The 13876-nt window shown below is 69.3% G+C and carries 17 protein-coding genes; 3 read left to right on the top strand and 14 right to left on the bottom strand.

The features are described 5' to 3' along the window. Positions 1 to 30 precede the first annotated feature (30 nt). Positions 31 to 789, top strand: coding sequence for a cutinase family protein (locus G6N26_RS01865; protein ID WP_095577005.1), 759 nt, complete (start codon positions 31 to 33; stop codon positions 787 to 789). A gap of 1 nt (position 790) precedes the next feature. Here G6N26_RS01865 and G6N26_RS01860 read toward each other — a convergent pair whose 3' ends face one another. Continuing rightward, positions 791 to 1564 carry an Rv3717 family N-acetylmuramoyl-L-alanine amidase gene (locus G6N26_RS01860; protein WP_179960273.1) on the bottom strand — a complete coding sequence of 258 codons (774 nt, stop codon included), beginning with the start codon at positions 1562 to 1564 and terminating at the stop codon, positions 791 to 793. A 66-nt stretch (positions 1565 to 1630) separates the two neighbouring features. Between G6N26_RS01860 and G6N26_RS01855 the strand changes: the two genes are divergently transcribed. Beyond that, positions 1631 to 2800 (top strand): acyl-CoA dehydrogenase family protein, encoded by a 1170-nt coding sequence (locus G6N26_RS01855; RefSeq protein WP_083017613.1) that lies wholly within the window; start codon positions 1631 to 1633, stop codon positions 2798 to 2800. Here the strand turns inward: G6N26_RS01855 and G6N26_RS01850 are convergent, their stop codons facing one another. The 11 genes from G6N26_RS01850 to G6N26_RS01800 all read right to left on the bottom strand — a co-directional run bounded on the left by G6N26_RS01850 (position 2801) and on the right by G6N26_RS01800 (position 12212). Next, positions 2801 to 3322: a TetR/AcrR family transcriptional regulator gene (locus G6N26_RS01850; protein WP_179960333.1), complete on the bottom strand. Its 522-nt coding sequence runs from the start codon at positions 3320 to 3322 to the stop codon at positions 2801 to 2803. A gap of 100 nt (positions 3323 to 3422) precedes the next feature. Further along, complete coding sequence (locus G6N26_RS01845) at positions 3423 to 3968, bottom strand: carboxymuconolactone decarboxylase family protein (protein ID WP_083017615.1); 546 nt, start codon at positions 3966 to 3968, stop codon at positions 3423 to 3425. Next, positions 3965 to 4486, bottom strand: coding sequence for a carboxymuconolactone decarboxylase family protein (locus G6N26_RS01840; RefSeq protein ID WP_179960272.1), 522 nt, complete (start codon positions 4484 to 4486; stop codon positions 3965 to 3967). The genes G6N26_RS01845 and G6N26_RS01840 overlap by 4 nt, the downstream gene beginning before the upstream one ends. A 14-nt stretch (positions 4487 to 4500) precedes the next feature. Continuing rightward, a complete protein-coding gene (locus tag G6N26_RS01835; protein WP_462931604.1) occupies positions 4501 to 5004 on the bottom strand; it encodes an Rv2253/PknI dimerization domain-containing protein in 504 nt (167 codons plus the stop codon). Positions 5005 to 5015: 11 nt separating this feature from the next. Continuing rightward, positions 5016 to 6284 (bottom strand): cytochrome P450, encoded by a 1269-nt coding sequence (locus G6N26_RS01830; protein ID WP_083017616.1) that lies wholly within the window; start codon positions 6282 to 6284, stop codon positions 5016 to 5018. A 25-nt stretch (positions 6285 to 6309) separates the two neighbouring features. Then, positions 6310 to 6915 (bottom strand): TetR/AcrR family transcriptional regulator, encoded by a 606-nt coding sequence (locus G6N26_RS01825; protein ID WP_067172323.1) that lies wholly within the window; start codon positions 6913 to 6915, stop codon positions 6310 to 6312. A gap of 116 nt (positions 6916 to 7031) precedes the next feature. Then, complete coding sequence (locus tag G6N26_RS01820) at positions 7032 to 8234, bottom strand: thiolase family protein (RefSeq protein WP_083017619.1); 1203 nt, start codon at positions 8232 to 8234, stop codon at positions 7032 to 7034. Further along, positions 8231 to 8644, bottom strand: coding sequence for a Zn-ribbon domain-containing OB-fold protein (locus tag G6N26_RS01815; protein WP_083017620.1), 414 nt, complete (start codon positions 8642 to 8644; stop codon positions 8231 to 8233). The genes G6N26_RS01820 and G6N26_RS01815 overlap by 4 nt, the downstream gene beginning before the upstream one ends. Further along, complete coding sequence (locus G6N26_RS01810; protein ID WP_083017622.1) at positions 8641 to 9855, bottom strand: CaiB/BaiF CoA transferase family protein; 1215 nt, start codon at positions 9853 to 9855, stop codon at positions 8641 to 8643. Before G6N26_RS01810 ends, G6N26_RS01815 begins: the two co-directional genes overlap by 4 nt. Continuing rightward, positions 9856 to 10884 (bottom strand): phosphotransferase family protein, encoded by a 1029-nt coding sequence (locus tag G6N26_RS01805; RefSeq protein WP_083017623.1) that lies wholly within the window; start codon positions 10882 to 10884, stop codon positions 9856 to 9858. Then, positions 10881 to 12212 (bottom strand): alpha/beta hydrolase domain-containing protein, encoded by a 1332-nt coding sequence (locus G6N26_RS01800; RefSeq protein WP_232067524.1) that lies wholly within the window; start codon positions 12210 to 12212, stop codon positions 10881 to 10883. Before G6N26_RS01800 ends, G6N26_RS01805 begins: the two co-directional genes overlap by 4 nt. Before the next feature lie 152 nt (positions 12213 to 12364). Between G6N26_RS01800 and G6N26_RS01795 the strand changes: the two genes are divergently transcribed. Continuing rightward, a complete protein-coding gene (locus tag G6N26_RS01795) occupies positions 12365 to 12727 on the top strand; it encodes a hypothetical protein (RefSeq protein ID WP_083017775.1) in 363 nt (120 codons plus the stop codon). 105 nt (positions 12728 to 12832) lie between these two features. Here the strand turns inward: G6N26_RS01795 and G6N26_RS01790 are convergent, their stop codons facing one another. Next, the gene (locus G6N26_RS01790; RefSeq protein ID WP_083017777.1) at positions 12833 to 13129 is read right to left on the bottom strand and encodes a cupin domain-containing protein; all 297 of its coding nucleotides are present in this window, start codon (positions 13127 to 13129) and stop codon (positions 12833 to 12835) included. Between the two features lie 102 nt (positions 13130 to 13231). After that, positions 13232 to 13852 carry a TetR/AcrR family transcriptional regulator gene (locus G6N26_RS01785; protein WP_083017626.1) on the bottom strand — a complete coding sequence of 207 codons (621 nt, stop codon included), beginning with the start codon at positions 13850 to 13852 and terminating at the stop codon, positions 13232 to 13234. Positions 13853 to 13876 lie beyond the last annotated feature (24 nt).

The following is a 13876-nucleotide window of genomic DNA, read 5'->3' as shown; positions in this document are numbered from 1 at the left end:
CGGCAAATTGACAGTTTGGGAGGGGCTCGCATGGGCACATTGGACGGCATGTTTGCGCGTCACATCGTTCGTTCGTTTGGTCCAGCAGTAGTTATCGCCGCATCGGGCATGGCCGCCTCGGCCATCTCCGGTTCCCTCATCCCCACCGCCACCGCCCAGTGTCCCGACGTGCAAGTGGTCTTCGCCCGCGGCACCGGCGAAGAACCCGGCGTCGGCCCCACCGGACAAGCCTTCGTCGACGCCCTGCACCAACGCGTCGGCGACCGCTCCTTTGACGTCTACCCCGTCAACTACCCCGCCACCGACCAATGGGACACCGGCATCGACGGCATCCGCGACGCCAGCACCCACGTCGTATCCATGGCACACGACTGCCCCACCACCAAAATGGTCCTCGGCGGCTACTCCCAAGGCGCGGCCGTCATGGGCTTTGTCACCTCCGCAGCCGTCCCCGAAGGCATCGACCCCGCCACCGTCCCCAAACCCCTGGCCCCCGACGTCGCCAACCACGTCTCCTCGGTCGTGCTCTTCGGCATGCCCAACGTGCGCGCCATGAACTTCCTCGGCGAACCCCCCGTCGTCATCGGCCCCACCTACGCCGACAAAACCCTCAAAGTCTGCGCCATCGAAGACCCCGTCTGCTCTGACGGCATGAACTTCGCCGCCCACAACACCTACGCCGACGACGGCTCCATCATCGACAAAGGCGTCGCCTTCGCCTCCAGCCACCTCGGCATGGGCGGGGCCGCGCCGGCGCCGCCGCCGGCGGGCGGCGGCTTCGGCGGCTGAGTCAGCCGGCCTTGGAGTTCAGAAAGGCGACGATCCCCCGGGTGACCGCGACGGCATAGGCCGCCCGGCCGTCCACGCTTTCCATCCGCGCGGCGTCGCCCGCGTTGTTCATGTTGCCGAGTTCGACGAGGACCGCCGGGTACTGAGCGAGGTTCAGCCCGGCCAGGTCGTCGCGCCCGTACAGGCCGTCGGAGCCGATGTAGTTCGCCGGTGGTAAACCCGACTGGGCCAAGGCATTCCGCATCGCGTGGGCCAGCTGCACGGCGGGCCCGGCCTGGACGTCGCCCAGCGGCGGGCTGGAGTAGTTGACGTGGAATCCGCTGCCCGACGGGGGTCCCCCGTCGGCGTGGATGCTCACGATCGCATCCGGGCGCATGGCGTTGGCCGCCGCCGCGCGTTGGTCGATGCACGGGCCGACGCCGCTGTCGCTGTCGCGCGAGAGCTGGGTGCGAACGCCCATCTGGTTCAGCGCGTCGCTGACCAGCCCCGCCACCGTCCAGGTGAAGGTGTGCTCGGGGTAGCCGTCGCCGGCCGCGGCGCCCGAGGTCTGGCACGGCTTGGTGCCGCCGCGGCCGTTGGTGACCTGCTGGTTGATCGAGGCGTCGTTGACGGCGTTGTGGCCGGGGTCGAGGAAGACCGACATCCCGGCGACACCGGCGGCCGCGCGCGGGGCGGGCAGGACGGCGGCGGCGCCGAGGATCACCGGCATGACGCCGGCGATTTTCAGGACGTCACGGCGTGCGATGGATCGCAGTCCGCCCGGGCGATCACTCACCGCGCGATGGTAACAACCGCCGAGCGACCGCCATTACATACTAAAAAGTATGTTAGGGTCGGCGGCATGTCCGTGGTCGAAAGCGGTCCCCTGCACGGCATCACCGACGAGTTCGTTGCGCGGCTGGTCGATCGCGCCGAGGAGGCCGAGCGGTTGCGGCGGCTACCTGCGGCGACGGTGAGCGATTTCCGGCAGACCGATCTGTTCCGGTTGCTGCTCCCGGCGCGGTTCGGCGGCCTGCAAGCCTCGTTTCCCGAACTGCTGCAACCGATTCGGCGGATGGCGCACGGCTGCGCCTCGAGCGCCTGGACGCTGGGTTTCTACGCGCTGCACAACTGGATGCTCTCGTTGTTCGAACCGCGGGTGCAGGAGGAGGTGTTCGCGTCGGGCCCGGTGCTGGCGCCGGCTCCCCTGGCCCCCACCGGCCGCGGCGTCCCGGCCGACGGCGGCGTGCGGGTGACCGGCAGGTGGTCGTGGGCGACGGGCGCGATGGATGCCGACTGGATGATCGTCGGCGCGCTGATCGAGCGCGCGGACAGGATCGATCCGGCGCTCGTCGTGCTGCCCGCCGAGCAGGTCGAGGTCGTCGACACCTGGCACACGGCCGGCATGCGCGGCACCGGTTCGCACGATCTGGTCGTCGACGATGTTTTCGTCCCCGAGCACCGGTTGGTCGCCGTGGCCGACATCTACGGCGGCACGGCGCCCGGCGCGCGTGAGCACGGCGTCCCGACATATCGGTGGCCGATGGTTCCCGCGCTGGCGCTGACGGCGTCGATGCCCGTGCTCGGAACCGCCGAACGGGTGACCGACCTGTTCGCCGAGCGGCTGGGCGGCCGGGTGCTGGCCTACAGCGGGGTGGCGCAAAAGGATCAGCCCGCCGCGCAGATCCGGCTCGGCGAGGCGCGGGTGCGGCTGAGCGCGCTGCGGGCGTTGATCGAGGCGACCGCCGACGAGATCGAGACGATCGTGGTCAGCGGCGAGCGGGTGAGCCGGTCGGTGCGCGCCGATGCCCGGCTGGCCGCCGCGCGCACGGTGCACGAGTGCCGGGCGATCATCGCCGATCTGCTGGAAGCGTCCGGGGCCAGCGCGCATTTCCTGTCCAGCCCGCTACAGCGGGCCAAGCGCGACGTGGACATCGCCGCGGGGCATGTGGTTTTCGACTACGACACGAGCCGAGAGTTGGCCGGGGCATTGGCGATTGGCGCGAAGATCTCGCCCATCGCCACGATCTGACTAGGCCGTCTCCGTCTCGCCGAGCATGACGGCCAAAAATCGCTCTCGCTGGGACAGCGATTGGGCCTGCTCGGCCGAGCTGGTGAGGTGCAGCAGGCCGATGCCCGCGGCAAAGGTCAACTCCGCGCGCAGCTTGGCGTCCTCCGGGCTGAAACCGTAGTCGCGGTAGGCCTTCACCACGGTGCGCAGCAGCAGCCGGTCGGCCGCGCGGATGTTCTCGGCGGCGACCGGGTCCAGGCGGGCCCATTCGCGCATCGCCCGCTCGAGCACCCAATACTGGGGGCTGACCAGCGTGAGCGTCAGGGCCAACAGGCGTTCCCGGGGCGGCAGCTCGTCGAGCTTGGACAGCGCCTGACGGTCGCGTTCGAGAAACTTGTTCCACGATTCGACGAGGGCGGCCCGGTAGTGGTCGATGTCCTCGAAGTGCCAGTAGAAGCTGCCGCGCGTGACACCGGCCTGCTGGCAGAGTCGTTCGACCTTGAGTGCGCGCACCCCCTCTTCGGCGAGCACGGTGTAGCCCACCTCGAGCCAGTCCTCCGCGGACAGGCGGGTCGACGGCTGCTTTCGCACCACCACATCGTGAAGATTACTGGGACGCTCGTCACGCCATACGGCATACGCCTTATTTCGTCGGCGGCACCGGCAGCCGGGCGTTCTCGTCGAGGTCCACGTCGAGCGCGTTGAGCATCAGCGCCAGGCCGGCGTATCGGTTGATGACCATCAACGCCTCCATGGTGGCCTCCGAACCCAGGGCCGTGTGCACCGAGTCGAAAAGCGCTGCGCCAACGCGGCGCGTGGTCACCAGCTCGGTGGTCAGGTGCAGCACGGCCAGCTCGGTGGGATCGAAATCACCGTTTTGCCAATCGGATTCGGAGGTCAACGCCGCGATGGTGGCGCCGTCGATCCCGACCGTTTGGGCGACGTCCCTGTGTTGGCCGAGCTCGTAGGCGCAGTCCATGAGATACGCGGTGCGCAAAACGATGAGTTCGCGCAGCCGCCTGGGCAGCACCGGGCTGGTCAGGGCGGCGTCGCCGGCCACCATCCAGCTGGTAAACACCTTCTCGGCGTTGGCCAGCGCGCGGTAGACGTTGAGATTGCCGCGCCGCGCGGTCAATTCGCGGGCGAGTTCGGGCATGTCCTCAGGGTCGCGGTACGGGATGCGGGTCATGTGGGGGCGTCGATGTCGAGGTCGACGGCGTTGAGCACCAACGCCAGGCCGTAGTAGCAGCTGACGATCATCAGCATCTCGGTGAGCGCCTCGTCGCCGAGCAGGGTGTGGGCCGCGGCGAACGAGTCGTCGGACAGGCGGCGGGTGGTGCACAGTTCGGTAACGGTGTCGATGACCAGGCGTTCGCCGTCGCTGAATTGGGCGGCGTCCAGGTCCGCCTTGCCGAGCAGCGCGTCGATTTCGTGCTCGGTCAGCCCCGCGTTGCGGGCGAAGATCACGTGCTGGGCGAGTTCGTAGGGCGAGTCCTGCAGGTGGGCCACCCGCAGGATGATGACCTCGCGCATCCGCGCGCTGAAGGTCGGGCTGTCGAAGAGCCGCCCGGCCATCAGCGACCACCCGTCGAAGACGTTGGGGGCGTTGGCGATCAGCCGCAGCACGTCGAGCGTGTCGGGACGGGCGAGGAGCTCCCGGAGGTGTTCGGGCTGCTCGTCTGCGTGGGCAAGCGGCATGCGGGTCACGCCTCGACTCTAGTTCAGCCCTCTTTGTCCAGGCGGAACGGCAGCGAGACCACCAACGCCTTATTGATGCCGCACGCGCCGCTGTCGCCCGTCGTCTGGTCCACGCCCGCCAGGGTCTTCGAGGTGGAATCGGTTGCCACCCAGCCCCTCTCGTCGACCGGATAGAAGCGGTAGATCTGGTGCCCGGTTCGGGCGGCGCCGTTGGGGCACGGCTCCCAGTTGGGAATGTCGCGCTTGACCACGTATTCGCTGCCGTGCAGGCCGACGTCGGCGCTCCAGCCGAGGTCGCTGGTCACCCGGCCGGTGCATTCCAGCGGTGTGCTGCACGTGGTGGTGATCGTCCACCTGCTCCGCACGGTGGCCTCGTTGTGGTAGATGTCGTTGGTTTTCGCCCAATCGCCGTTCGATGTCGCCAGGTAGGTGCCGTTGAGGCCCCACTCGTCACCGGACGCGGCCGCGGTCGGCGCCGCGGTGCCGGCGAGAGCCACAAGGGCCACCATCGAGATCAGCCGCCGCACTGGGACACCGCCTACGTGATCGGCGTGAACTGGAGGTGCAGTTCGTTGAGCCCGCGCAGGATGTAGGTGGGCGCGTAACTGTAACGGCGGTCGCCGACCGGGCCGTGGATGGCTTCGTTGATCCGGATATCGCCCATCCGGTCCAAGATGCGCTCCAGCGAGACCCGACCCTCGACGCGGGCCAGGGGCGCGCCCGGGCAGCTGTGCACGCCGCGCGCGAAAGCGATGTGCTCGCGCACATTGCCCCGGTCGAGCCGGAATTCGTGCGGCTGCTCGAAGCGGTCGGGGTCGCGGTTGATCGCTCCGGGGCACAGCATGACCGTGGTGCCCGCGGGGATGTCGACGTCGCCGACCCGAGTTGCCTTGCGCGCCAACCGAAACGTCGTCTTCACCGGCGCTTCCATCCGCAGCGCCTCCTCGATGAAGGCGGGGATGAGGCTGCGGTCGTCGCGCAGCTCCCGCTGCAATTCCGGCTTGTCGCACAGGATCTGCAACGCGGCGCCGAGCAGCTTGGCCGTGGTTTCCTGGCCGGCGCCGAACAGGAACGTGGCGGCGCGCACGACGTCGACGACCTCGGGCGTGGAGCCGTCCGGGTACCGGGCGGCGGCGAGATCGCTCAGCACGTCGCCGCGCGGCTCGCGGCGGCGGTCTTCGATGTAGAAGCTGAACTTCTCGTCGAGGAATTCCAGCGGGTTGATCGCGGCCGGATCGTGGTCGAGGTTGCCCGCGGTGTGCGAATTCGCCAGTGCGGCACGGAATTCCTTGTGGTCGGCTTCGGGCACCCCGAGCAGGTTGGCGACGGCAAGCAGGGCGTAGGGCTTCGAATACGCGTCGAGGAACTCGCATTCGCCGCGCCCGACGAATTCATCGAGCTGCTGGTCGGCCAGGCTCCACAGGAAGTCCTGGTTCTCCTTCAGGCGCGCCGGCGTGAGCAGCCGGCTCAGCACCGATCGGGCGCGGGTGTGATCCGGCGGATCCATCGTCACCATGTGCTCGTGCAGCGGCATCTGCGCGCGGTGCTCGTCGATCAGCCCGCTGATGTCGTCGCCGGCGGGTTCGAACGGCAGGGGTGGGAACGGGCCGCCCACCGCGATGCAGCTGGAAAACGAATCGACGTCTTTGTAGAGCGCCATGGCCTCGTCGTAGCCGGTGACGGCGACCACCCCGTGGTGGGGCTCGGTGACCACCGGGCCCTGGGCGCGCAGATAGTCGAAGTAGGGGTGCGGGTTGGGGACGAGCGTCGGGTCGGTGAAGAAGTCGAGGTCGTCAAAGTCGTTCACGGGCACCCTCCTTGGCGATCGGCGGTCATGCTGGTGCCGCTCCGAGCGCGGCTTTGCAGAATTCCCAGAGGTTTTCCTCGGTGGCCTTGAGGTCCTCGTCGGTTTTGGCCGCGTAGGCGTAGTAGTGGTAGATCGCGCGCTGCAACTCGACGATGAACCAGGTGTCCCAGTCGGGATTTCGCGGACGCAGCAACCCCTTCTCGGCGGCGGCCGCGACCTCGGCGCGCAACAGGTCGACGAACGGCTGCTCGGCCTCGGCGAGTTCGGTCGGGAAGATGCGGTGCAGGTGCCAGTGCGCGGAGACAATGAACCGGATGCCCGCCGCCTCCTGGCTGTCGCCGTGGAATTGCTGCAGCGGCGCGGTGATGTAAGACCGCAAGCGGTCCATGGGATCTGACATGTCGGCGGCGGCCTTGGCCCAGCGGTCGCAGGCTTCGGTCATCGCGTCGCCGATGACCGCCAGCAGCAGTTCGTCTTTGGAGGCGAAGTAGCGGTAGAAGGTCTGCAGCGCCACACCGGCCTCGGCCACCAGCTCCTGGGTGGTGAAGTCGTCCTTGGCCTGGATGAGCCGCCGGGCGGCGTCGAGCATCAAGCGCACCTGGTTGGCGATGCGGGTGCGGGAGCGCTGCACGGCCGCCGACCGATCGACAGCGCGCTCCACCCAAGACTCCGACGGGACTGTCACAACGACTCCCTAAACGCCAGTAACAGTAGAACGATATTCTGATGCTTCAGAGAACGCAACTCTCAAAAGGGCTCGGAGCTGTAGACCACGGCGCCACCGAAGTGCGGCGAGGAATGGCAGGCCAGGCCGGTGGTGGCGCGCTCGCGCTGCCGGTCCCCGGCGCGCCGGGCCAGCTGCAGGTAGCACTCGAGCATCTGCGGGATGCCGTGCATGCGCCCGTTGCCGAGCGCGCCGCCGCCCGACAGCGCCGGGATGCCGTCCGGGCGGTCGCTGTCGATGCCGCCGGCCTCGACGAAGCGGTGCGCCTCGCCGGGCGGGCACAGCCCCAACACCTCCAGCCAGAGCCAGACGAACAGCGAAAAGCCGTCGTACACCTGGGGCAAATCGATGTCGGCGCCGGTGATTCCGGCGTGTTCCCACAGCCGCCGCGCGGTCTGCGCGCCGCCCTCGACGATGTCGTCCAGCGGCCAGTGCAGGGGCAGGCGCCGGCGGGCGGGCATGCCGGAGGCGTATCCGGTGATGTACACCGGCCGGTGCGGCCGGTCCTTGGCCCGATCGGCCGACGTGAGCACGAAGGCAGCGACCCCGTCGACCGGGATGTCGCAGTCATAGCGGCAGACCGGATCGAAGAGCATTGGCGCCGACAGGTATTCGTCGGCACTCAGCGGGCGCTCGCGCCAGAACGACCACGGGATGCGCGCGCCATTCTTGCGCGCCTCCACCGCCACGGCCGCCATCGACTCGCGTCGCGCGCCGAAGCGCTGCAGATATTCGTTGTGCGGCAAAGCGATCATGGCGAGCGGGCCGAAAAAGCCCTGGGGGGCGGTCCATTGCTGCGGGCCGGCCGCCTCGCGCATCGGGTTGGCGTGGTAGCGCCCGGCGGGGTTGTGCAGGGCGCGGTGCAGCAGCACGTAATCCGCGGCGCCGCTGGCGATGGCGTTGACGGCGATGCCGACCGAGCCGGTGATCTGACCGATGCCGTCGAACCCGGCGACGTACCGCGGTGCGGCGCCAAGGTTTTGGGCGAGCCAGGCCGACGACACCGTGCTGACGCCGTCGTCGGCGGCCTGGCCCCCCGCGCTGGGCAGCAGGCTCGAGCTGACGAACCCGTCGATCTGGTCGAGGCGCAGGCCCGCGTCGGCGATGGCGGCCCGGGCGGTGTCGAGGGCCAGCGCCCCCAGTGGCCGCTCGGCGCGGCGGCACACCGGGCTGTGCCCGTAGCCGACGATGGCGACCTTGTTGCTCGCCGCGAATCTGGCTCTCACGCCAGCTCGAATGCGGGGACGGCCACGCCGGGAGCGAGGTCCTCGAAGCCGACCGTGACGGGGTCGCCGATATGCAGGTCCGCGTCGGCGCCGTCGAGCAGGCGACCGATGAGCCGCAGCTCGGCCTGTTCGGCGAGTTCGACGTCGACGAGCACGAAGGGCAGGTCCGCGTCGAAGCCCGGCAGGAAGGCCTGGCGCACCACCGTCCAGGATCGGACGACGCCGCGACCGCTGACCGGGGTGAATGCGAAGTCGGGATCGGTTGCGTGGCAATGGGGGCAGGCCACGCCCGGGGGCATGCTGAACTTTCCGCACCGCGCGCAGCGCGCCACGGTGAGGACGTGGTCGGCGGCGGCCGACCAGAACGGCGCCGAGACCTCGTCGGGCACCGGCAGCGGCCGCGCGCTCACGGGATCACGCCCTGGTCGGCCAGCTCGGAGATCCGGTCCCAGTCGTAGCCGAGCTCGGCCAGCAGCGCCTCGGTGTGCTCGCCGTGCTCGGGCGCGCGGCGCATGGGGGGCGTCTGCTCGTCGAGTTGGACGGGCACCGCGGGCAGCCGGTAGGCCTGCCCGCCCTCGAGCCGCACCTCTCCCACGTAGCCGTTGGCGAGCACCTGCGGGTCCTCGATCACCTCGGACACGGATTGCACTGGGGCCCAGGGGGCGTCGAGCTTGGCCAGCAGCTCCTTCCATTCGGCGAGGGTGTGGCGGGCGAACACGGCATCCAGCTCGGCCACGCAGGCCGCGGCGTTTTCGCGCCGCGCGGCCATGTCTGTGAAGCGCGGATCGTCGATCAGGTCGTCGCGGCCGACCAGGCGGCAGAACTCGGCCCAGTAGCGGTCGCCCTGCAGGAACATCAGCTGGACGTGGCGGCCGTCCTTGGTGCGATAGTTGACGGTGAGCGGGTTGATCTGGGGGCCGCGGCCGCCGACGGGTCCGGCCTCTCCGCCGTTGAGCACCGCGAGCAGGTCCGAGGACAGCATCCACATCGCCGTGGCCAACAGCGAGACATCGACGACGGATCCGGCGCCGGTGTTCGCCCGCTTGAGCAGGGCGGCGGCGATGCCGAAAGCCAGTGCCATGGCGCCGTTTCGGTCGCCCATCGCGCCGCGCTGGCTGATCGGGTAGTCACGCTCGGGCGGGGTCAGGATGTGGCCCACTCCCCCGCGCGCCCAGAACGCCGAGCTGTCGTAGCCGGGCTGGTTGGCGTCCGGCCCGCGCGTCCCGAAACCGTGCCCGCGGGCGTAGATCAGGCCGGGGTACCGGGCGCGCAGTGTGTCGGCGTCCAGCCCGAGCCGGGCCAGCGCGCCGGGGCGCAGGCTGGTGAGGAAAACGTCCGCGGTGTCGAGCAATTCGTGCAGGATGGCCCTGCCGGATTCATGGCGTAGGTTCAGCGCGATTGACCGCTTGCCGCGATTGGCCAGGGCCATCGAGAGATTCACGCCGTCGCGGTCGGTGCCGATGCCCTGCGTGGCCAGCCCCCGGTAGGGGTCGCCCTCGAGCCGCTCGATGCGGATGACGTCGGCGCCCCAGTCGGCCAGCAGCGCGCCGGCCACCGGGACGAAGACCCATTGCGCCAACTCCACGACGCGCAGCCCTTGAAAGGCGTCGAAGGCGTCCATTCAGCTCCCCCTCAAAGCGTCGTGGTCGGCCACCGCGGTGCCGAGCCGGTCCAGCAGGGTGGCGATGATCGCCGGTTGCACTTTGGTGGTGATGCTCCGCAGATAGAAGCCGTGCACCATGCCGAAAGCGACGGCGCGCCAGGCCTCATCCCAGGGCGGCGGCGTGACCCCGTGCGATTCGAGCGCATCGAGGTAGTGCCGCAACAGGTCTCGCTCGGTGCGCCGCCGCTCCTCGACGGTCAGGGTGGAGGCGATGTGGTAGCCGACGTCGAGGTACCACCCGCCGCGCTGGACGAGTTGCCAGTCGACCAGGCATCCCACGCCGCCGGCGTCGAGAAAGACGTTGCCCACGTGGGCATCCCCGTGGATCACGCACCAGGGCTTTGCGTGCATCTCGGCCAGGGCGCGGTAGGCGTCGACGAGGCGTTGGGGGTCTTTTACCGAGGCGGGCATCCGCTGCCCGTTGGGACCCTCGAGGTTGCGGCCGATGATGTCGAGCGTGGTCTGTAGCCCCCACACCTCCAGCGCGCGTCCGAGCCGCGGCGCCAGCCACGGCGCGTCGGCGCAGCGGGCCGAGCCCCAGGTCGCGGCGTGCAGCCGGGCGAACTCGGCGAGGGTCTGCGCCGTCTGGTCGGGCGTGTAGGGGCTGTTGCCGTCGAGGAACGTAGCGTCCTGCGCCACAACGTCGTCGGTGATGATGACGCCGTGCCGGGTGTGCGGATCGATGTCGGCGTACACGCTGCGCAGGGTGCGCACCCCGGTGGCGGCGGCCAGCTCGCGGTAGAAGTAGGCCTCGGGAGCCCCGACGTAGCGGGCGGCCCGGCCGATGTCGTTGAAGTAGCCCTTGACGCAGAGTCTGCGTGAGCGTCCGTCGGCAGCCCGAATGGAAAACCTTGCGTTGGTGGAGATCCGATCGACGACCGGCCCGGGCACCACGGAAACGATATCGATACCCAGCGCGGCGGTGAGCCATTCGACGGACAGCGCCTGCTCGAGGCTGTCCGGCACCGGCACGGTCGCGACGCTCATGCCGGCGCGGCCGTCCGGGCGAAGGCCGCGTGCGCCTTCGCGGTCTGGTCTTGAAGGAGTTGTGCGCGTTCTTCCTTGAGCAGGTAGCCGGCGCCGATGGTGGCATCGAGGCTGATCGTGAACTCGGCGAGGTAGGTCTGCAGATCGCCGTAGCGCTCGGCGAGCACCTCGTGGGACAGGGGCACCTCGCGGCCGGCGAGCTTGCACAGCGGCCCCGGTGTCGAGTGCGTCTCGTAGCGGGCGAGCGGCGCGTCAAGGAAGGGTGAGGGCACGCCGCCGATCGCGTTGCCGAATCGGTCGACGGCCGCCTCGGCCACCTGGCCGTCGACGCTGAGCGCGATGCGCGGCGCGCTGGGCGGCGCGATGTCGTCCTCGGCCCACCGAAACAGGCTGCGCAGCGCGGCGCGCACGAAGGCCGACATCGGAAAGCTCGAGCCGTCCCCGTCGCAGCCCGGGATCCTGGCGGCATGGGGCACGCCCGCGATTTCGTACAGCCGGAACCGGTCCCCCGGTTCGTCGCCGTCCGCGCGCCGCACCGAGGCGCTGCCGGGGTTGACGAACCCGTCGACACCGAATCCCTCGACGTCGCTTTGGGGTTGGGTTTCGACGACCGGGGCCCCGGCCGCGCGGATCGGGGCGTACTCGAAGCGCGGCAGGCCATCACCCACGGCCAGGGGTGTCAGGCTCGCGGCGTGGCAGGCCGGAAAGAAGCCGTCGTAGGCGCGGCGGGTCAGCGCGCCGAATGCCGCCGCGAAAGTCGCGGTGTCGACGCCGCTTTGGGAGTAGCCGCCGAGATAGACGTGCCGCACCGGTAGGTGACGCAACGGGCTGTGCTCACCCCCTTCTTTGAGGGTGAGGCCGATCGCCCGCAGCAGGTCCCAGGCGAGGTCGTTGGAACCGATCTCGACGTCGGCATACCGCTGGGGGTCGAAGCCCTTGAGTGGCGTTGCCGACGTGGCGCGTTCGGTGATCCCGACCCACGCATCGCCCTGCGCCTGCAGCAGGCCGGCGACATGCGACCACAACGCGTCGCGGTCGACGCCGTAGGTGGTGTTGAACGGCTCGAGCACCACCCGCCCGCTGAAGCGAGCCGGGTCGCTCGGGTAGCGCGCCAGCACCCGGGTGACGTAGCGGTGACCGTCGCTGACCACCGCGGGCGGTCCGATCGCGGGACCGGTGTAGCGATTCGCCGTGCCGGCGAGCAGATACTCGGCCTCGGTGTAGTCCTCGGAGAATTCCGGGAGGTCGTCGTCGAATTCGGATGGTGGGCGGGTGGCGCTGGTCTCGGGAACCCCTGCGCCGATTGGAATCTCCAGCAGTCGCGTCATGTCAGCAACCATCTATCGAAAAAGCCGTTGTCCAAGTAAAATTGGGGACTCGGACAACGAGGAGCGTCATGGGATTCAAACTGTTCGCAGGCAAGGTTCCGGCGCTCCTCGGGATGCTGGCCGTGCTCGCCGCCCCCGTCGCCCGGGCCGCCATGCCGTTCGGCAACTACGACCTTCAGATCGAGGGCCGGTACGACTTCCACACCTGGGTGTGGGCGATCACCGCGTGCCCCGGCGGCGGGTGTGTGCACGTGAACGCGATCGCCCGGCCGGTGGCCAAGGCCTTCCCCTACACGGGCGACGCGCACCTGGCCGACGGGCGGTACACCTTGGCCGTCGACGTTCCGGACGGTCTCCGGTGCGGCGACATCTATTACGGCCCAACGATTCCCACCCATGACGTCTACACCTGGGACGCCGTCACGCTGGCCGGTTCGCTCGAGTCCTCGTTCGCCGCGGGCTGCGACGGCGCCCCCGGGGCGCAGACGTATCCGTTCACGCTGTCCCGCATGTAGCCCCAGGCGTCGCGGTGGTCGCATCCGCAGGCGTCCCCGGCCGGAGGCACAAGGGGATGTCGTCACATGCCTTCCGCCCCGTGGCCGGTGCGGCCGGTGAGGTCGTCATGACTGCCCGGCCCGTTGCATCGCGTCCATGCACTGCTGCAGCGCGAACGCCGGGTTCAACTCGAGTGCCCGCGTCCGCTCCGGATAGATCAGGATGTGGCCGGCCGGAAAGAAATACACCTCGCCGGCGGTCGCCGTCTCGTCGGGCCAGTCGGTGTTCGGATAGGTCGCGCGGATTGTCCCTTCGAAGATGAATCCGTAATGCGGACAGGGGCATACGCCGCCGGGAAGCCCGCCGACCTGATAGAGCTGCGTGCAATCCAGCGGCCCGGTCGTCGTGTAGCCGACCTCCATGTCGCCCCACTGCACCGACCGGAAGTTGTCGCCGGCCAACGGCCACCGTCCCCCTCCACCGCTGGGCAGTTCGTCGGGTTTGGCATGGGGCATGACGTACCTCTATTTCGATCGGCTACCGCGCGACTTGCGTGTTGTCCCGCCCAAGGCGGTCAGGCAGAACTGCCACAGTTGCTCTTTCACGTCGACCTGGCGCGGCGCGTAGGCGTAGTAGTGATACACCGACCGCACCAGTTCGGCGACGAACCACGCGGCCCATTCCGGGTCCGCCGGCGCCAGCAACCCGGCCTCGATTCCCGCGTTGATCTCCCCGAGGAGCAGATCCACGAACGGCTTCTCGGCTTCGGCGAGTTCGTCGGGGAAGATGCGGTGCAGCCGCCAGTGCGTCGAGACGACGAACTTCGCGGTGCCGCCGTCGCCGCCCTCGCTGTCGAGCACCTCGATGACCGCGGTGACGTAGAAGCGCAGCCGCGCGACCGGATCGGGCAGGTCGCGGGCGGCGTCCGCCCAGCGGGCGCAGGCGTCGGTCATCGCGTCGGCGATCACCGCGAGCAGCAGCTCGTCCTTGGTGGCGAAGTAGCGGTAGAAGGTCTGCAGCGCGACGCCGGCCTCTTTGACCAGTTCCTGGGTGGTGAAACTGTCGCCCTTTTCCCGAATCAGCCGCAGGGCGGCGTCGAGCATCAGCCTGACTTGGTTGGCGATGCGCTCGCGCGAACGCTGCACCGCCGCCGACCGCTCCGCGGCCCG

Source organism: Mycobacterium marseillense (genome assembly GCF_010731675.1).
In the GTDB taxonomy this organism is placed as follows: Bacteria; Actinomycetota; Actinomycetes; order Mycobacteriales; family Mycobacteriaceae; genus Mycobacterium; species Mycobacterium marseillense.
Note: the sequence above shows the minus strand (reverse complement) of the source record. Positions and strands in the feature narration are given on the sequence as shown.